The 19,619-nt window shown below is 53.9% G+C and carries 14 protein-coding genes; 7 read left to right on the top strand and 7 right to left on the bottom strand.

Features of this window, described 5'->3' with window-relative positions; all coding sequences use genetic code 11:
- Window positions 1-234: 234 nt before the first annotated feature.
- Window positions 235-945, top strand: coding sequence for a DUF4352 domain-containing protein (locus HMPREF2932_RS12005; RefSeq protein WP_071410229.1), 711 nt, complete (start codon window positions 235-237; stop codon window positions 943-945).
- A gap of 628 nt (window positions 946-1,573) precedes the next feature.
- Here HMPREF2932_RS12005 and HMPREF2932_RS12000 read toward each other — a convergent pair.
- Genes HMPREF2932_RS12000 through HMPREF2932_RS11990 form a run of 3 tightly spaced genes read right to left on the bottom strand, consistent with a single transcriptional unit; the run spans window position 1,574 to window position 5,530 of the window.
- The gene (locus tag HMPREF2932_RS12000; protein WP_246818677.1) at window positions 1,574-3,286 is read right to left on the bottom strand and encodes a CocE/NonD family hydrolase; all 1,713 of its coding nucleotides are present in this window, start codon (window positions 3,284-3,286) and stop codon (window positions 1,574-1,576) included.
- A gap of 40 nt (window positions 3,287-3,326) precedes the next feature.
- Window positions 3,327-4,796: a YfcC family protein gene (locus tag HMPREF2932_RS11995; RefSeq protein WP_084739041.1), complete on the bottom strand. Its 1,470-nt coding sequence runs from the start codon at window positions 4,794-4,796 to the stop codon at window positions 3,327-3,329.
- Window positions 4,797-4,825: 29 nt separating this feature from the next.
- Window positions 4,826-5,530: an IclR family transcriptional regulator gene (locus HMPREF2932_RS11990; protein WP_071410227.1), complete on the bottom strand. Its 705-nt coding sequence runs from the start codon at window positions 5,528-5,530 to the stop codon at window positions 4,826-4,828.
- A gap of 424 nt (window positions 5,531-5,954) precedes the next feature.
- Between HMPREF2932_RS11990 and HMPREF2932_RS11985 the strand changes: the two genes are divergently transcribed.
- On the top strand, window positions 5,955-7,817 hold the full coding sequence (locus tag HMPREF2932_RS11985) for a GmrSD restriction endonuclease domain-containing protein (RefSeq protein ID WP_071410226.1): 1,863 nt from the start codon (window positions 5,955-5,957) through the stop codon (window positions 7,815-7,817).
- A gap of 209 nt (window positions 7,818-8,026) precedes the next feature.
- Window positions 8,027-9,115, top strand: coding sequence for a thermonuclease family protein (locus HMPREF2932_RS11980; RefSeq protein WP_071410225.1), 1,089 nt, complete (start codon window positions 8,027-8,029; stop codon window positions 9,113-9,115).
- Between the two features lie 265 nt (window positions 9,116-9,380).
- On the opposite strand, the gene HMPREF2932_RS11975 is transcribed toward HMPREF2932_RS11980, so the two are convergent.
- Both HMPREF2932_RS11975 and HMPREF2932_RS11970 read right to left on the bottom strand, forming a co-directional pair.
- Complete coding sequence (locus HMPREF2932_RS11975) at window positions 9,381-10,955, bottom strand: AbgT family transporter (protein ID WP_071410224.1); 1,575 nt, start codon at window positions 10,953-10,955, stop codon at window positions 9,381-9,383.
- A 29-nt stretch (window positions 10,956-10,984) separates the two neighbouring features.
- Complete coding sequence (locus HMPREF2932_RS11970; protein ID WP_071410223.1) at window positions 10,985-12,193, bottom strand: M20 family metallopeptidase; 1,209 nt, start codon at window positions 12,191-12,193, stop codon at window positions 10,985-10,987.
- Between the two features lie 149 nt (window positions 12,194-12,342).
- Between HMPREF2932_RS11970 and HMPREF2932_RS11965 the strand changes: the two genes are divergently transcribed.
- Entirely contained in the window at window positions 12,343-13,380 is a 1,038-nt protein-coding gene (locus HMPREF2932_RS11965; protein WP_071410222.1) for an Lrp/AsnC family transcriptional regulator, read from the top strand.
- A gap of 118 nt (window positions 13,381-13,498) precedes the next feature.
- The gene (locus HMPREF2932_RS11960) at window positions 13,499-14,005 is read left to right on the top strand and encodes a GNAT family N-acetyltransferase (RefSeq protein WP_071410221.1); all 507 of its coding nucleotides are present in this window, start codon (window positions 13,499-13,501) and stop codon (window positions 14,003-14,005) included.
- A 118-nt stretch (window positions 14,006-14,123) separates the two neighbouring features.
- On the opposite strand, the gene HMPREF2932_RS11955 is transcribed toward HMPREF2932_RS11960, so the two are convergent.
- Window positions 14,124-15,848, bottom strand: a complete 1,725-nt coding sequence (locus tag HMPREF2932_RS11955) for a bifunctional metallophosphatase/5'-nucleotidase (RefSeq protein WP_071410220.1) — start codon at window positions 15,846-15,848, stop codon at window positions 14,124-14,126.
- 128 nt (window positions 15,849-15,976) lie between these two features.
- Complete coding sequence (locus HMPREF2932_RS11950; RefSeq protein ID WP_046649199.1) at window positions 15,977-16,438, bottom strand: ASCH domain-containing protein; 462 nt, start codon at window positions 16,436-16,438, stop codon at window positions 15,977-15,979.
- 320 nt (window positions 16,439-16,758) lie between these two features.
- Here HMPREF2932_RS11950 and HMPREF2932_RS11945 point away from each other — a divergent pair, with 320 nt between their 5' ends.
- Both HMPREF2932_RS11945 and HMPREF2932_RS11940 read left to right on the top strand, forming a co-directional pair.
- Window positions 16,759-17,952, top strand: a complete 1,194-nt coding sequence (locus HMPREF2932_RS11945) for an ATP-binding protein (RefSeq protein WP_084739035.1) — start codon at window positions 16,759-16,761, stop codon at window positions 17,950-17,952.
- A 410-nt stretch (window positions 17,953-18,362) separates the two neighbouring features.
- Complete coding sequence (locus HMPREF2932_RS11940) at window positions 18,363-19,610, top strand: arginine deiminase (RefSeq protein WP_071410219.1); 1,248 nt, start codon at window positions 18,363-18,365, stop codon at window positions 19,608-19,610.
- Window positions 19,611-19,619: the final 9 nt, after the last annotated feature.

Here is a 19,619-nt window from a genome sequence, read left to right as displayed (position 1 = left end):
CCCAGCATCGCCCCCAGGCTTTTCTCCATGAGCGTCAACACGCGTGGTGATTTGCAATACCGGGAGCGAACGTACTCCAAGAGCACAAGCCCAAGTTGCGCCGTGCCGTAATGAGGTGGGGGGTTCTAGAGAACTAATACTCTCAATTTTGATTTGGAGGACGAATAAGCGATATTTATACCAACGTCTCCTCTCGCCCCTCGGCGGCAGCCAACCGCTGAATAACTCGCAATCATGGCAATCGACAATTCAAATCCGTTCTACGTCCCTGAAGTTAAGAAGAAAAAATTCTTTACGAAACCTGTGCCCTTTTGGTCCTTGGGCGTCGCTCTCATCACCGGCTCCCTGCTCAGCTACGGAATCACAACAGCCATAGACAACAAAAGGGTCGATATGGCGTCACAGACAAGCGGGGGGCAGCAAGCTTCGACATCTGATTTTTCTTGGACACAAAATAGTCCTTCATCCCCAACTGATGGTGAAGAGACCTTCTCGATCGGCGAACCAACCACCAATCATGGAGTTCACTTGACTGTCGACTCTATCGAGTTAGTTGATGAAATTCAGATGAAAAAAGAGTATTCCAATGACAAGAATGCCGTTTTAGAGACTGTGACTCCGGAAAATGAAAAGGCTAAGTTCGCTCGTGTGGATGTAACTATTTCAAACGAGAGTATAGAAGCCCTCGATCTCTCGTGCGGGTTTGGCTTTTCTACTGCGCTGGAGAACCCCCAGGGACAGCGCTACAAATCTATCTTAGATATCCAACGTATTCCCGGGAACGCACTATGCGGAGACTCAGTAGCTCCAGGCTTCTCAGGGACAGTTTCGTATGCGTACGAGGTACCCGATACCTTCGAGTTCGGGAGCTTCACTTACTATGATCCTGCGGTACCAGACGCTTATTACGAACCTACATCTATCCGTTTAGGCAATATTGAATAGCCAACGCATCAGGCTACGTTCCCACTAGATCAAAGGGCACCTAGAAGAGCGATAAGCCCCAGAAGAAAACAAGATGACGATGCAAGACTCAATGCGGTCATGCCCACCCGAAACGCAACGCTCTAGACTTGCCTATTGATAAGAATGAAATGGTAGCGGCGCGGTGAGTTGCTGGTAGCATCTGAGTGACCACCTTGTAACGGTAACTCTCTCAGGCTTTGCTGGTTTTATACACTGGTGTTGAGGTGCATGTTAGGTCCGTACAAATAGGACGCCACTAAACACCGGTAGCCTCTTTTACCAGTAACACGGTTGCCGGAGCTCTGCGCGCTATTAACCACTCTTGTTGAAACTGAGCGCCCTTGAAGGATACATTCGCTCGAATCAAATCAGCTTTTTAACGGAAAGGGCGCATATTTTCAACTTCACTTGCCATCAAAAGGATGGGGTTTCTACCTGTAGCACCAAAATTCAATGTAATTGAAGTGTTCTCGCTCCGAAGTTTCCACCCCACAATTGTTTTAAACCAAACCCGGAAAGCTCGTCCTCATAATAAAACAACATTCGAGGAAGAGCCCGTAATTGGCACTATAAACAGAAAACAGACATCACTCGGGACTCTGTTTCGCTACTCAGATAACACTGAGAGTTTGATGTGAGAACGTTCGGGTCCCAGCAGAATCTGGGTCCGTGCAATTTCAGGATGCTCAGCATACCCCTCTGGTTCACCTGAATTTGGATTTACATCAAAGTGCGGGAAGTTGGAACCGGCTATATCTAGCCGCAATCGATGACCAGCTTTGAAACGGGTATAGGTATCAGGTAGCTCGACGACTAGGAAGTCTCTTTCTCCTATAACCACATCGATTGGTTCTGAGAAGCTCCTTCGATAGCGAGCTCGCATAATGCTGTCGGTGATATTAAAAGCACTTCCATCAGGATGGACGTCTACAAGCTTCGCTGCAATATCAAAGTCCGGGGTACTTGCACTGAAATGAATTTCGACCGTTACAGAGCCGGCTACCACGAAATCTTTCTCTAACACACCTGTGGAAAAAGACAGTACGTCATCTCTCGAGCTCAAGGCCCTCCCACTACCATCTGCCCCAAAAAAGCCCTCGGCTTCGACCTGATCGAAAGCCCCGCCCTCGAAAATTGGTTTACCTGAAGTTGCCTGGCCTCCCACTGTCGGAACTGGGAAATTTGGATCCGCAATTAGCTCCACCGATCCGGGTTTCCCTTCTTCAGTGAGGCGTCCTTCCGGCGACAGATGGAGTACCTGTGCTTTCGCATTCGGAAGGGGCCAAGACGATCCTGTAACCCAACGATTGCTTCCCATCTCAAATAGACGTATCTCGGGAGCAGGATTCTGTTTCTCAACCAAGACTTGGCGCATCCATTCCACACGGTGTTGAACCCACGTATGCCCAAAACCAGCGTCGAAAACAGCCTGCGAGCCAAACCAGAGGTCCCCAGAATTGGGAATGGTACGGTCCCCGTGCAGCCACGGTCCCATAATGAGAGACGGTTTAGTTCCTTTTTGGACAAAGGCGCGATAATTCCGAATCGTGGAAGGAACATACACGTCGTACCAACTTGACATGAAGAGCACTGGAATGCTCGGCATATCGTCATAAAATGCTGCGTTGTGCAGCCCGGGAACATCCCAGTATTCACCGAAAGCCCCTTCTCTCCATTGTCGAAGCAGATACTCTTCGTATTCTGGAAAGTCTGCCAATGGCGAGTTTCCTTCGGACCAAGGCATTTTTCGGAACCAAGCAGCGATCTCCGCCTTTAATTCCTCGGTAGGAGTCTCCTCTCCCCCTGAATGACTAAGGCTATTCAATGCCTTTGACTGCTTGAAAGCCCAAGTGGCCTGCTTTAGATCAAACGCTCCTCCTTGACGAATTCCCCAGCGATATGCGTTATCAAAACCGCCCGAATCAAGCACCATTGTTCTTAAACTAGGAGGATTCAAACACGCCGCCGCGAATTGAGTGTGCGCCGCGTACGATAGCCCAAGCATACCGACATCCCCGTCACACCAATCCTGTTCCGACAACCAGGCAAGTGTGTCATACCCGTCGGTGGCCTCATTAACGTATTTTTCAAATTTCCCCTCGGAGTCATGCCTACCGCGGCAATCTTGATAAACAACTGCCATCCCTTCGCGCACAAATGCTTGCGCGAACTCAGCCCTGTCAATCATTCGCCCATCTCCATTGATTTCTGAACGCGATTGGACAGATTTTCCATATGGAGTCCGCTCTAGAACGACAGGCCACGGTCCGGGTCCTTCTGGCAGATAGACATCTGTGGCCAGCCTCACGCCGTCTCGCATCTCTACGTACAAATTTGGAAATAACTCCACGTCAAGTCTCCTAGTATCCGACTGCCACCGCTACAGTCAGCATGGCAATTGCTATTAGAACCATCAAGCCCCAGAGCGGAAGCACATATTTAGCCCACTTAGTCCAGGGCACCTCTGCAGCGGCAAGAAAGATCAGAAGTCCGGAAGAAGTAGGGGTAATGACATTTGTAAGACCATTGCCCATCAAGAAGGCGAAAACGGTGGTTTGAGGAGTGACGCCAACAATTTCGCCTACCGGTCCCAAAATTGGCATAGTCACAGCAGCCTGTCCTGAAGTAGATGGAATCGCTACGTCGATGAATAGCTGGCTTATCATCATTGCGTAAGCCGATACATAGGGACCGTGACCACCAACAAGGCCTACAAAGAAACCAATAATAGTGTCGAGAACCATGCCCTGTTTTAGAACGATTGCCACTGCTGTTGCCATACCAATGAGGACAGCGGCAATCATGACTTTCTTCATTCCGGAAACGAATTCCGTCGCTACCTTTGAAGGGCCAAATCCTGCCAAGGAGCCAAAAACAATGGCAAGAAACAAATAATAAGCAGCCAACGCATCGGTCTTCCAGTGCCAATACTGGGACGCAAACACCATGAAAGCAACCCCAATTGCCAGGGCCACAAGAATCCAACCTTGACGTGCGCTCATCTCTCCGCCCTGGAATTCCGCTACGATTTCAGAGTTTTTACTTTGATGACGCCGAATAGTGAAGAGCACAAATCCAATCCCAACAAGCATCATGATGCAGTAAGTGAGAACCCGGAGCCACAATCCAGAAAAGACCGGAACTCCAACCAACGGTTGTGCTACAGACAGTGCAAAAGGATTCGTAATCGAAGCTGCATACCCAACCTTCACTGGCACAGCGACAATTGCAAGCCCTATCACCTTTGGTAGACCTAAACGATCCGTCATGGCTATGACAATAGGAATCACTAACAAGTATTCCTTCGCCATCCCCAAAAACGTTGAGCCGAAAGAGAACACCAACATGAGTACGGGAACCAAAACATACACGTTCCCCTTTGCAGTTTTAAGTAGTTTTTCCAATCCGGCGTCAATGGTTCCAGAGGCTTGCAAAACCCCGAACATACCCCCGATAAACATCACCATGATTATCAGATCTGCTTGTTCGATAATTCCTTGCGGAATCGCATGCACCATCTGCAATAGACTCACAGGTGCTGCTTTACCTTCTGCAGCTCCTGTTCCAATAAACACATCCAAAAAGCCAAAATCTTTTTCGATGGTGCGGTAGCTGTCAGGAACAATCTTCTTGCCATCTCGCTCAAAGGCTCCCGACTTAACGATATAAGTCAAGACAGTAGCTAGAGCGACAATTAATCCCATTACAATCGTCGGGTTCGTGGACTTCTTTTCTCCACTCCCCTTTTTCTCCGGACTCACTTGCCCTTCTGAATCATGCAGGGAAGCATCCCCTGCAGATCGTGAAACTTGAGATACCTTATCCCTCATAGTTCCTTCCTTAACCTCTCTTCTAATGACTAATAACTATCCCCAGCTAAACTGCCCGCAATACCCCTAAGCCCCTCTATAAGGGATTCCTTGTAAGGAATAGACATCCGAGCAGTGGGCACCGATGCCGATAGACATGCAATACAACGACCTTCAACAGAAAAAATAGGCACAGCGACCGCCTCTACACCTGCGGTCAACTCTCCAGATGAGTCGCTATAGCCTTGTGCCAGAATTTGACTTCGCAAGGACTCTTCCAGCAACTTCCCCTTATAACCCGAAGCTACGATTTCCTCCGGAGTCATATGAGCGAGCAATAGACGGCCCGAGGCACCAACTCCAAGCGGTCGACGATTTCTTTGGCTAGATATGACACGCAGACGTTGATTGGACTTTCGAGAAAAGACCTGGACATTTTCTGCTCCATCTCGGACACGGATTTGGATGTTCTCATCAAACTCTTCAGCCAGCTCGGCAATACGCTCCTCTGCAGCCCGGACTAACCCAGTTCCTTGCCTTGCATGCTGCCCAATGATCATCGCTTGGAGACCGAGTTGGTAGCCCTTGTCTTCAGACTGAACGACAAACCCCTCCTCTTCTAGGGTTAGGAGAATTCGATACGTCCGTGACTTCTTCACACCAGATACTCTCGCGAGCTCTGAAAGCCCAACGCCTGGGTTGCCGGCAACAGCCTTTAACACTCCCAATGCAGCCTGTACTGACTCTATAGTCACGTCGCCACCCTTCCTTTCCGGTCTGACAGGCGAACCAATGGTCCATCCGTCAACTAAAGCTACCATTGATCTGCATCACACTTCTTGCTGTTTTTGCCTGTAACCACGGGTATAGCCTTCCAGCCTGCACGGTTCTCTCAGCAGACCGGTAAACTCACAGTTACAGCGGGTTTAGGGGAGGCTCTCCACACTTCCCTGCGCGAGTCTTGTCCTGCGTTTCTTAGCTTCAGCGTGAGCATCGACAGCTTTAACTTCCCTGAGCCACTCACCGCTGGTGCCGGCATGGAAAACCTCCGATTGTGGGCTGTGCATGTATATGTCACAAACGAGTGCTTCCTCCCCGAACCCAATGCCCCGAGTTCTCATCAATGACAACCGTTTTGAGGCATGCTAGAAATGACCGTTCACCACAGAGGAGGCACCGATGGGTTTCAATACCAACATGCACCAACTATCGGCACTGATGCGTTCTACCGAGAACGGGGAGATTCAGCTCCCCGATTTCCAGCGAAAGTATAAGTGGGAAGACGAGCGCGTCCGCCAGCTCCTCATCACCATCTTCCGTGGGCATCCGCTGGGCATCATCATGTTGTTGGAAACTGGTAACTCCTCTGTCAGGTTCAAGCCACGCCCCATCGAAAGCACTGAAACTACGGCTACTTCCGAGCCCAAATTCTTGCTTCTCGACGGCCAGCAACGACTAACTTCACTCACCCAGGCTCTCAAAGGCGATGGCGTTGTACACACCAAAGACTCACGTGGCAAGCGTCTCGACCGCAGGTACTTCATCAATATCCAGAGGTCTATTGAAGACCCCTTCGAGCTGGATGAGGCAGTAATCTCTGTGCCAGCTGATGGAGTGATTCGGACCAACTTCAACCGCGATATCGTGCTCGATCTGAGCAGCATGGAGAGACAACACGAAGCGGGTTACATCCCTGTTTCGCTGCTCCTTGATCAGATGGGACTCTTCGAATGGTTCGGCAAACTGGGCGACACCGAACTCATGACAGCCTTCAGCGATGGGATTCTTCGCCAGGTCAACGAATACAAGATTCCCGCAATTGAGCTGGACAAGCAGACGGACAAGGCAGCGGTGGCCACCGTCTTCGAAAAAGTCAACGTGGGTGGACTTCCGCTCAACGTTTTTGAGCTCCTCACAGCAGTGTTTGCAGGCGATGCGGAGTATTACGACAAGTACCAGCGCGATTTCCGCCTCAACGATGACTGGGTGGAGACTAAGGCGCTGTGGAAAGAACACGATGTCCTCCACAAGGTAGAGAACACTGACTTCCTCCAAGCAATCACCATGCTGACGACTCTTGAGCGAAGCAAGCATTCCTCGGGAGGCCGCAAAGTCGGCCTGTCTGCCAAGAGAGAAGACGTTTTAAAGCTTGAGTTGAACGACTACCTCACCTGGCGCGACGCCCTGCGTCAAGGATTCATCTGGGTGGCAGGCTTTCTCGCAGATCTGCATATTTATCGTTTCAGGGATGTCCCCTATCCAAAGCAGTTGGTTCCGCTGGCCGCCATTGCGGTTGTACTTGGCAACGAAGCGGACAAGCACCACGTCAAAGAGAAAATTACGCAGTGGTTCTGGAGTGGAGTCTTGGGTGAGCTCTATGGTTCTGCCATTGAGACGCGCTTCGTACGTGACCTCGAAGGGGTGCCTGCTTGGGCGATGGGTGAAGAAACTACCGCCCCACGCACCGTGCAGGACGCTACCTTCGCTGAATCTCGACTTCATTCCTTGCGCACACGCAATGCCGCGGCCTACAAGGGCATTGCTGCGCTCATCATGGCACAGGGCTCAACAGACTGGGTAGAAGGAAAGCAATTCGGTGCATTCCAATACAGGGATATGGCCGTGGATATTCACCATATTTTCCCTCAGGACTGGTGCAAGAAAAACGGCATTGATAACGAACGCCGCGAGTCCATCGTCAACAAGACGACGCTCAGCGCACGCACCAACCGTGTCATCGGTGGCGTCGCACCGTCGCAATACCTATCCAAGGTTGAAAGCGAATCTGGCTTCGACGCCGACGGCGTGGACGGTGTCCTCCGCGGCCACCTCATCTCGCCCGAAGCACTGCGCCATGACAACTTCGATGCATTCTTCGAGCTTCGAAGGGAATCACTCTGCACACTCATTGAGGGTGCTCTGAAGAAGACGGTTCAGCGCGATGTCAGCGAAGGAAACGCTGTGGAAGACTCGTCATTCTTCGAGGAAGAAGCGCTTGAGGAGCCGAGCCCAGAAGAAGTAGCTCCTCGACCAGAGCCCTAGGGATCGAACTCTCTCGGCTGCCTATATGTAGTTTTAACGAGGGCTTGTTCTTCAAGCCTTTGGTACCCCCGACGACCGACAGACCTGGGTTCACTGTTCGAATTCGACGATTCGAACTCTGAGCTTGCTGTTCCCCTGTTTCCATTTCCCATCCGGCGCGTATACTCCTGATGTTCTTGTTACTCTCTTTCTCTCGTGGGGTTCCTGATATGGGATTTTTCAAGGTTGTCGCTGGGCTCTTAGCCGCCGGTGGAGTGGGCTACGGTGCCTATACCGTATTGGGGCCGGATTCCTCTGATGATGTCATTACGGTCCAGAACGTCGTCGACGGCGATACCATCGACGTAGCGCAGGACGGTGAGACCAAGCGCGTTCGCCTGCTCAACATCGATACCCCGGAGATGGGCAAAGAGTGCTTGGCCGAGGAAGCAAAGCAATACCTGGCCGGTCTGCTGCCAGTGGGCACGGTAGTGACGCTGGAGTACGACGATGAACGCGAAGACAAGTATGGCCGAACGCTGGCCGGAGTTTTCAAAGAAGGCTCGCTCATCAACGCCTCCGTTGCTGAGGAGGGTTTCGCTGTGCCGATGAAGGTGGGCGGCAACACTCGTTTCTTCTCGGAGGTCTCTGCCGCTGCCGACCGAGCCCGTGCTGCGGGCAAGGGCATCAACTCGGCCGGTCCGGAATGTGCCTTTGGCGACGACAGCGCCTACCAGTCCTTCCAGGACGCACGCTCCGCCGTGAATGAGGCGCAGCAGTTCCACTTCAATGACATGTGGAACGACGAGCAGCTCGACAAGGCTCGTAGCCATGCCACCCGTCTAGCCATCGCGAAGTTAGCCGTAACCAAGCTGGAGAAGGCTATGGCTCAACAGTCTGAGTTCCAGAAAGAAGCGTTTGGCAAGGAGCAAGCAAAGCTTCTCGACGAACTGAAGAAAGACGCCACTGAGCGAAAAGAATCTTTGGATCGTGAAATCTCCTCCGCCAATGAGGAACGCGAGAGGAAGCACGCCGAGGAAGAAGCAGCACGCGAGGCTGCGGAGGCCGCACAACGTGAAGCAGTAGAAGCAGCCCGCCGTGCCGAACAAGAAGCTGCGGAGGCTGCCCGTCGCGCGGAGCAGGAAGCACAGCAAGCTGCTCCCGCCTACCAAGCGCCGGCTGCTCCAGCGCCCAGCAATCCAGTGGACAACTACACCGGTTGCCGCGCCTACGGTGGCAACTACGCAATGACCAGCATTGACAAAAAGGGACGACCCTACGCCAAGATTGATTGCACCACGCGCGTGCAGATTGGGTAAACACGAGCTGCCGATACCGGAACTGCCCAGAAGAACGATAGTAGTTAACCCGTGAGAGATACTCGACTGCAATTGCACTGTCGACGATGCTCATACAGCATTGACGGAGAATCTCAACCTGCTCGTAACTCAGCCATTCTTTTGGTATACGGACACGGGACGTCTCCATGAAAATGAAAGGCCCCGGTCATTTATGCGTTCCCCCTCAAGGGGAAAAGGCCTGACCGGGGATCTTTCGTCCGTCAATTTACTACAACACACTACCTCACTGCAGGTGAGCGGTTACGCCTGGACCATAGGGTATTTCAAACGCGAAGAATACAAGGAATACGGCCAAGAAGGTGCAGAAGAACGCAATCGTATAGGGCAGCATGATGCTGATATACGTGCCCACACCCGCACTCTTGTCGTACCGGCGGATATACCCCAGGACGATCGGTAGATAAGGAGATACCGGTGTCACCATGTTCGCTGAAGAATCACCCATACGATAGGCCGCCTGGATGAAGCCAGGGTGATAACCCAGTTGCATAAAAAGTGGAACGAAAACCGGCGCTTCCAATGCCCACTTGGCGCTGCCTGACGGAATAATGAGGTTGAGCAGAGCTGTGAACACGATGTAGCCGATGATCAAGAAGATTCCGGTAAAACCAATTTCCTTCAAGAAATCACTACCGTTGACTGCTAGCCAGATGCCGATGTTCGACCATTCGAAGTACTTGATGAACTGCGCGATGGCAAAGACCATCACGATGTAGCCGGACATGCCGGAAATACCCTCTGCCATATATGACGACAGATCCTTGGAGTCCTTAATCTTTCCCATCAAGATGCCGTAGCTGGTACCGAGGAGCATGAAGAATCCGAGAATAATTGGAATGATGCCCGACATAAACGGAGAATCGATAATTGCCCCGTTCTCGCCCCGGAGTGGGCTGTCGGGGAGCAATACGACTACCGCAATAAGTACAATGTACGCCGTGCCAAGGGCAGAAGAAAATAGCAGAGCTCTGTCGCTTTCCTTTGTCTCTTCCTCTAGGTCCTCGGCATTTATTGAACCTTCGTACCTGCCGAGGCGCTTTTCGGTGATATAGGTAGTGACGAGTCCTCCAACGAGGGTAAGGGCAAAGACACACACAACGTTGAAGTACCAGTTTGCGACGGCTGTTACGTGCGCCTCTGGGTCGACAATTCTCGCGGCTTCGGTGGTAATTCCCGCCAGCAGTGCATCAGTACCGGCAACAAAGAGGTTTGCGGTGAAACCAATGCCCGCACCGGCGAAGCCTGCAGCGACACCGGCAATCGGATTTCTTCCCGCGTGGTGAAAGACGATCCCGATCAAGGGCGGAATGACAACCATCGCAGCGTCGGAAGCGAGGTTGCCGATCACTCCAATGAAAACCGCCGCGTAAGGGAGGGCCGCGAAGGGCACTCGACGAACTGTCTTTTGCACGGCGTGCTGAATGTAGCCGACCTGCTCGGTCAAGCCAATGCCGAGCATCACGGCGAGGACAAGTCCCAGAGGCGCAAAACCGGTGAAGTTTTCCAGCATCGAAGTCAGGATGTACTCGATGCCTTCACCCGACAGAAGGCTACGAATGTGGACGTCTTCCCCGGTTCCTGGGTGGGTGACCGAACCACCGAAAGCATGGCCTATCGCAGACATCACCATGACTGCTAGCGCCAGAATTACAAAAAGCAGGAAGGGATCTGGCAAAGCATTGCCGACCTTCTCGATCGTACGGAGAACATCTCGACCGAACTGACGAGTCGAGCGTGTGGATGACTTTTCCGCACTTTCTTGGGTGACCGGCGATGAGTGGGAGCTAGCGCTAGACATAGCCACTCCTTACTTAGTTTGCTGGGTTGTTATTCGTTGAAAGTTCGCTTCGCTTCTTCCACGACTTCGGGGTCGCGGAAACCGGCTAGCAAGGTGGTGGCGAGAATCAAAGCGCCGTCGATGATCGTTTTCTTTGCAACGGGACCGTCTGCAGCTGCTGCGAACTCACGGGTATGAGGCGGGGCATCCTGGGTCAAGCGGATCATTGGGTGGATAGCGGGGACTACTTGGCTAACGTTGCCCATGTCTGTAGATCCAGAGAACAGTTCGTTCGGAGTAGTCTGGCGTCCGACGGCCGAGAATGCTTCTTCGGCGATGGCGACTAGAGTCGGGTTCGACTTCAGCGAAAGATAGGGCGGAGTAGTCGAGGTGATGCTCACAGTGCAGTCGGTGGCAAGAGCGCCAGCTTCGAAGCAATTCTTAACGCGCGGAACAACGCTCTCGAGAAGATAATCGGAGTCCGATCCACGCACGAAAGTCCGAATTCCAGTTAGCTCAGGAATTACATTTGGTGCCTGCCCACCGTTAGTGATGATCGAGTGGATTCTAATATCATCCTTGACCTGCTGGCGGAGAAGGCCGATCGCATTTAGCGAGAGAGTTGCTGCGTCGAGTGCGTTACGCCCGTCTTCCGGCGCAGCCGCGGCATGGCTGGCCTTGCCTTTGAACTCAACATCGAGAGCGACGCGAGCAAGGCTCCCTCCCCCGACTTTTTCTTCGTTACTCGGGTGGATCATTACGGCGTAGTCAACCCCCTCGAGCACCCCATTCTCGATCAACGGAACCTTACCTGCCCCGCCCTCTTCACCGGGGCTGCCGATAACCACCAAGTGAGCGCCCGTCTTCCCATCGGCTTCCAAATCTGCTTTAGCGATTTTCGCTGCGCCCAAGCCGCTTGCTGCGATGATGTTGTGGCCGCAGGCATGGCCTACCTCTTCCAAGGCGTCGTACTCACAAAAGACTGCCAGTGTTGGCGAATCGGCGGTAGCACTGGCCGAGGACCACTTACCTACAAAAGCCGTTTCAAGGCCTCCGAAGCCGCGGGTGACATCGAACCCGGCGTCCTCTAACTCAGCGGTAAGCCGCTTGGCGGCGTGATACTCGGTGAAACGGATTTCAGGGTGATCCCACAGATCCTTGGCGACGTCGGCGAGGTTATCGGCAAATTCGTTGGCATAGCTTTGCAGCGAATTGACCAAACTCCTGATGTTGGTCGAAGACTTTTCTTGCTCAAACATGGAACTCCTTAACGAACGAAAGTGAGATATAGCCGCAATCCACGCCACATAATGTCGTGCATCACATTGTCGAGGTATGCTAATCAAATCGACTTTCCGAAAGCTCTAATTGTTTGAAAGATGCCCGGAATCAGGAGAAGGTATTCGATATGAACTCTGGAATAGATCCGCGAAAGCCCCTGATGTCGGAATTGGACTTCGCGTTATTTGATGCCCTTCAACGCAATCCCCGCGCGCCCTGGGCGGAAATCGCGCGGACAATTGGGGTAAGTGGCCCCACGGTGAGGCGACATTGGCACGCTCTGGTGGAGTCGGGAGCCGGTTGGATCGCTACCTACCCAAATAGGGTCCGTGGGTTGATGTGCTTCAGCGTGCGGGTCAAGTGCCAGCCAGGGTTCGTAGAGGCAGTCGCCAAGCAACTTTGTCAGGTCCCAGAAGTGATGTCGGTAAGTGAGATGACCGGCGCGTACCAGATTCAGCTCATTGTCTTTGTTCCTGACAAGAGCCGCGTGCGCCCAGTACTCAATGTGTCCATAGGTCAGGTCGAGGGCATATCCGAACTAATCATTTCACTAATGTCGGATGTCCAGCTTGAAGGTGCTCAGTGGAACAGCGGTACCCTTGGCCGAATCGAAAAACCACTCAACCATTACAAGTTCCCGGAAGTAGAGTTCGACGAACGTGTGGAAAAGACGCTTCGCGTGTTGGAATGCGATGGACGAGCCGGCGCCTCACGTATTGCTTCATCTTTGGGGCTCGGTGACCCACAGGCCCGACGGATTGTTAAACAGTTCCTCTCACGGCGGGTCCTTATCCAGCGAGTGGAGGCTGCACCGCTCCACGACGAATGGCCTGGGGTGCTGGCCCTATGGCTACTTGTCCCGCCGGCTAAGCTCGACGAGGTAGTCACGAAGATTAAGACCTTTCCAGACGCGCGCTTGTGTACAACACTGGTAGGTGGGGAAGCAAACCTCTACGTCATCTTATGGCTAAGGTCCTTCAGCCAAGCCAACGAAGTGGAATCTGACGTAGTCCGCGGCTTACCGACTCGCGTAGTCAGCCGCAGCATCCTCCTGCAACATCACAAGAGAGCGGGAGTTCTCCTTGACGAAGAGGGGAGGAAGATCGGCCACGTCCCCTGGACAGATAGTCCTTCACTGCATGCACATGTATTACATGCGTGCTGATCGTGAGGACCCCTCGTTTAGTGGACACTAAGCAGATGAGTTTGATGGGAATTGAAGGGTTTTCACCTCGTGATTGGATAACCTGGGAGTCCTGTAAATTTCAATGAAAGGAACCCCTATGAATCAGGATTTCGCCCTCCAGACTTCACGGCTCTCATTGTCGGTGCCTACGGATGCCGATATTGACACCATCTTTGCCATTCACTCGAATGTCCGTACCTACGAGCACCGCCCTGAGCTGGCTATGAAGACCAGGGATGAGGCCGAAGAGCTGGCACGCTCGTGGCAAGAGAACTGGAGTGAGAAGCAGCTGGGCTACTACGTGGTGTCCACTCACGATGGAACGACCATTGGTTTTACGGGTGTGCGGCATAGCGAAGAAGCCGGTGAAGAAGTACTCAATCTCTACTACCGCTTCGCGCCCGAATCGCAAGGCCGGGGCTATGCCAAGGAGGCCGCAGCCGCTGCGATTGCCAGTGCGCGAGAGCGTTTTCCGCAGCTCCCCGTTGTCGCGATCATCGACCCCACCAATGAGGCGTCGATTGCCCTAGCATTGAAGCTCGGACTTCAGCACGTCCCCGGCGCAGGTGTGCCGGGCGACTACGAGGTGTACCGACTGGGCTGAAAAAAGAATTACCTCATCGAGATCCATGTCGCATTGACGAAGAAGCTCAACTTATCACTCGCAGCCCAGCCACTCTTTTGATACGTGGGAATGACTCCGTAGAACTGAAATACCCTGGTTATTGATGCAGTCCCTGCAAGAGGAAGTGATCCGAAGGAAGATTTAGTTGCCACGAGCCCGGCAAGAAATTCTTCAAATAGCGAACAATCCCATCCAGTACAGTCTTGGGAGTAAACGCGATGAAGGCTCCTGCCAGTGCAGCAATCACCCCGATGGCAACGGCTGCTCCACGGGCTGCTCCACGCGAAGAGCCAATCGATGATTCTTCTGCCTTCCCACCGTCTGCGGGATCGTTTGGCTTATCAGGAGTCTTCAAAGGTGAGAGCTCACCATGCCGCTTGATGTACTCGGAAAAGACATCGACGTCGATTGCCGTGCCTGTAGAAGTAACGCGCGCATCGCTGAATGAATCGATCTTGTCGCCACCGTTTACCACGTAGTTGCTAATGGCTAGTGAATAGGTGGCATTCATATCCATTGACGTGCCATCATCGAGCTTTATCGCCGTGACGCGCTCACCGAATGGCGCATTCATGTCGTAATCAAACGTGAATCCGGCAGTCCGTGGGAAGCCATTCCCACCATCCGGATTAGATTCAATACCCTTTTCCAGTGCATCTTTAATCTGTGCGCCCGTTGCTTGAATCGCGATTGGTGAGTTACCGAAAGGAAGCACCGATTGCGCATCGCGACGGGTCAAGGTCCCTTCTTTCATGTCAGCACGCTGGCCGCCACCGTTCTGCCATCCGAGCTGAGTATCGAAATGTTCGCGGTATGCATCCGCTACCAACGGGCCTAGTTCTGCTTTTGATAAAGCCTGCGTCGCAGTACCAAGTTGCTCGCCCAGTTGACGGTCTAATTCACCGTAGAGTTTCTCGCTGCGTGCCTTCCACTCTTCGTTAGCAGGAAGCGATGGATTGACCGGATGGTTCACTACCTTCACCGTGGTCTTCTGCGTGGAACGGTCAACGGTGACGTCGAGGTGAACCAACGTTCCATAATCAGCACGCGGTGCGATAATCGGCCGATCATCTGCGGTGTAGGTTACTTCTTCCGGTGATTGCGCCTCGTTTTCTTCACGCAGCGCTGCTGCAAGCTCGGGAATCTCTTCCATTACCCGAGTGGTGTCTTCTTTTGAGATCTGGCTCAGCAAAACGATCGCATCAACGCCTTCTTCTTGGAGCTTGTTAACCCCGGCGCGTGCGGATTCAGCGAAGTCCCCCGTCACGACATCCTTGGCAGCTACGGTTCGATCAAGGTCGGCAGTAAGAGAAACAAACCCGACGGTGAGTTCACCGGATTTAGCAGTGAAGGTGGTCCCGTCATCGCTGATCGGCTCGCCATTCTGGGTAGTCAGGTTGCTGGAAATCCACGGAAACTCGGCCTTTTCGATAAGGCTACGAGTATGGTCCACGCCGTAATCAAAGTCGTGGTTGCCAAAGTTGCCGACGTCCACGCCGAGTTCGTTAAAAGCCTCGACAAATGGCTCACCGCGAAAGACTGAGCCGAATAGGCTGCCGGCAGCAAGTTCTCCACCAAAGGCGACGATAGGGTCGCCTTCTTCTTGGCGGATATTCTCAAGGGCAGTTGCTAGGTAGGCGATGCCGCCTTGGTGGCTCCCGTCATCCCAGGCTCGGGGCTCAAACTCCTTCATGTCCTGGAAGTAGACAACGTCTCCGGTCGCTACTGCCGCCTGACCTGGGTCCGATTCAGCAGCGATAGCGTTAGATGCGTTGAGAGAAAGAAGAGCAGTCAAAGCAAGAATGGTGTGACGATTGCGCATAGAGGCATTCTGCCTAACGCGGCTAGAGGTTCCCCGACCTTGAGGCAAAATCTAGATGAACATTCATAGTCCAGATGCTTACCGCTGGGCACGAGCTACGAAAACGCCTAGACCACGGGCATGTCCCTTCAGGAATCCCACGGCTCCAATGCCCTAACCGGGTACCGCCCATCAACGGTGAAACGCTGACACACCACCTGAGTGTCATCGTTGATATCTAGCTCTCCGATGTACTCAACGAACTCGGGTGAACGCCAGAACTGCTCGTGCCCGGCGCGCCAGTCGCTGGCGTCGGCGTAGCCCTCACCCTCGGCGATGGCGTGCTCGTCGCTGACGTCGGCAAGCCGGCGGACCTCGACCTCGGTGGTACGGATGACGCACACCACGTTGTCGTGTGAGTCGAGGACGGCCTCTAGGGTGCCCACATCCTCGCGCGGGTCGCGGCCGCGCGGGTGCTCAACCAGCAAGGATGACGTGGTGGTTTTCGTGCCGTTCAGGATGGCGGTAACGAGGGCGTCGCGAAGCGGGCCGGGGAAGGCAAACTCGCCACGGGGCAGTTCCGATATAGGTTTCAAAGCATCCTGAGTCATACGTTTACAGTACGTGGCTCATGAATGCTGTTAACCAAGCACGTGCTAGCTTGCCGTTTCGCCCGACTGGACGTTCGACCCGCGCGTTCGAATCATTCGCAACGATGTCCAGCCCCAGCCCTAATGTCAACGATGCCCCTACACGGAAGGCTGGGAATCCGCCCTTCTTCCCTATCACTCCGGGGCCGCGCCGCCACTTCCCATTGCTTAGCGGTGCGGCCCCTCTTTCAAACTTCACAGCTCTTCATAAACTTCAAAAAATTCAAAAACTTCATAAACTTCACAAGACTTCAAAAGCTTTGTGGTCTAGAGTGAGTGCCATGAATCCGAAACACACCAACCCTTTTACGGCTACCCTCGGCGCCACTCCCCCATTGCTGGTTGGCCGCAGTGATGCCATTCGTGATTTCGGTTTCGCGCTCGATGAGGGCCCCGGCGCCCATGAGAGGATCTCGCTCATCATCGGCCCTCGCGGCATCGGAAAGACAGTCCTTCTTAACGCCTTCGAAGACGAAGCACTCACGCGCGGTTGGCTCACCCTCAGCGACACTGCAACGGCCGGTTTCGTTGAACGCTTGCGCAGCAGCATCATTCAACTCTTGACTAAAGACAGGAAGCAGCTCAAAGGCCTCAACGTCTCCATCCTCGGCATTGGAGGCGGGCTCAACTGGGATACGCGAGCCATTGCGGAATCAACGTACTCGCTACGTAATGCGTTAAAGGATTTACTGGCCTATAAACGTGAGCTTGACCGAAAAGCCCGCCAGGAGCCTGGTGGTGTGCTCGTGACATTGGATGAAATGCACCACCAACGAAGCCAAGAGCTCATAGAGTTCGGCGCCACGATTCAACATCTGGTTCGCGAAGGTGAAGACATCTCCGTTGTCATGGCAGGCATCCCATCTTCAATTAGACCGTTGCTATCCGGAAAGCTGAACAGTCGCGGTGACGCCAATCCAGTAACCTTTCTTCGCCGCGCCAACCGCATTGAGCTAGGCAGGGTCTCCGATTCGGATGTTCGTGAAGCACTTGCCGAGCCCCTTCACAGCGCCGCCACCTCATGGTCACAGGATGCATTGGATACCGCGGTTGAGGCATGCCATGGATATCCATTCATGATTCAGCTAGTCGGCCAGTGCTCATTCAGGGAAAAGGAACGCACGTCGGATGGAGGCGCCGAAATCTCCGTCGACGCTGCCCGGCGCGGAGTTGCAACAGCACAGCGCAAGCTCGGCCAACTTGTTCATGAGCCCGCACTCTCGGATCTCTCCCCCGTCGACCGAAGCTTTTTGGTTTACATGGCCCAAAGCGATGGCCCTTCCAAGATGGCGGATATCAAGGCACGCTTCAATAAGACTGATTCTTATGTAGGCAACTATCGCCGCCGGCTTCTCGACGCCGAAATGATCACCACCACGGGCCACGGCGAAGTCGACTTCGCCTTGCCGTACTTACGCGACTACCTCCGCGAGCACGCAGCGAGTCTCATAGCCGAAGACTTCGACTCCCAATAGTGAGCACACGCTCGCCCCGGAGACTGCACGCCACAACTACCCCCACGCGTTTACTTCTCTACTATTCGGGCAGAGTTTCCATTCCTTTCAAAATTATTCATCTAGCTCACCAGGCAATGCCGCCCCTGCCAGCGCGGGTGTTGTCGCAGTGGTGGAGGGGTGGGGCGTCGGCAAGCGTGGCGTGAAACCGCACCATGCGCACGCCAGGACCGTGTGAATAAACGCGGATAATAGTATGCACACAGCCGCAAAACCTGCGTCTACGTGGCCTTTTCCTCACTGGCGGGAGCTTGAAAAAGTTCAAACTTATCTTAGAATTGTCACCTAGTTCACAATCACCTCTTGCGGTGCCACCTCTCACTACCACGTGACTAACACGGTGCACCGCACGCAAAGAAAGGTTCACTCAGATGGCAACTCCCCCATTGGGCGTCTGGTCCGAGGTCGGCAAGCTTCACCAAGTAATGGTGTGTGCGCCGGGGCTCGCGCACGAAAGGCTTACTCCCAACAATTGCGCCGAGCTGCTTTTCGACGATGTCCTCTGGGTCGACGAAGCCAAGAAGCATCACGCGGAGTTCGTCGCCCAGCTGCGCAGCTACGGCGTCGAAGTGCTGGAGATGCACAAGCTCTTGGAAGAAACTCTGGACACCCCGGGCGGTCGGGATTTCATCCTCGACTACAAGCTGCTGGATAAGAACGTCGGCGCGGGCATCGGTGGCGAGCTGCGCCACTGGTTCAATGAGATGCCCACGGCACGCCTGGCCGAACTTCTCATCGGCGGGCTGCCCTTCGCCGAAATCCCGAAGGGCTTAGGCCACGGAACCATCGACGCCATGCGTGAGGTCTACGGGCCGTCCGCTTTTGCGCTGCGCCCTCTGCCCAACACACAGTACGCGCGCGATAACTCGGCGTGGATTTATGGTGGGGTCTCCCTCAACCCCATGCGCATGCCGGCACGCCACCAGGAAACGTTGCTGACCCGGGCTATCTACAACTATCACCCGCGGTTTGCGCAAGCAGATTTCCAATTCTGGTACGGCAATACCGATGAAGAGCCGGGGCTGGCGGCTCTGGAGGGCGGAGACATCATGCCGATTGGTAAGGGCATCGTGCTGGTCGGCATGGGCGAGCGCACCACGTGGCAGGGCGTGAGTCAGCTGGCCATGCGGCTCTTCGAGGAAGGTGCGGCGGAGAAGATCATCATCGCCGCCATGGCCGCTGACCGCGCCTCGATGCACTTGGACACCGTGCTCACCTTCCTGGATGCCGATAAGGTCACTGCCTACCCCAAGGTTGTGGACACCATCCGGCCCATCGTGTTGCATCCCTCCACAAGCACGGCGCCTTTCGACGTCGAACTGCCCACCGACTCCTTCCTCGATGTCGTTGCCACCGCGCTCGGTATTGGACGCTTCGAGGTCATTGAAACCGGCGGGGACGTTTATACCGCCGCGCGTGAGCAGTGGGATGATGCCAACAACGTCGTGGCCATTGAACCTGGCGTGGTGGTGGCCTATGACCGCAACAAACACACCAACAAGAAGCTGCGGACTGCCGGCATTGAGGTAGTGGAGATCGGCTCGGCAGAGCTGGGGCGCGGCCGAGGAGGCGGGCACTGTATGACCTGCCCAATTGTCCGCGAGGCCGTCGATTACTAGAAAGTATTT

It is taken from the genome of Corynebacterium sp. HMSC074H12, from assembly GCF_001813755.1.
GTDB lineage: Bacteria > Actinomycetota > Actinomycetes > Mycobacteriales > Mycobacteriaceae > Corynebacterium > Corynebacterium hiratae.
The sequence above is the reverse complement of the archived record's forward strand: the minus strand, read 5'-3'. Positions and strand labels throughout refer to the sequence as shown.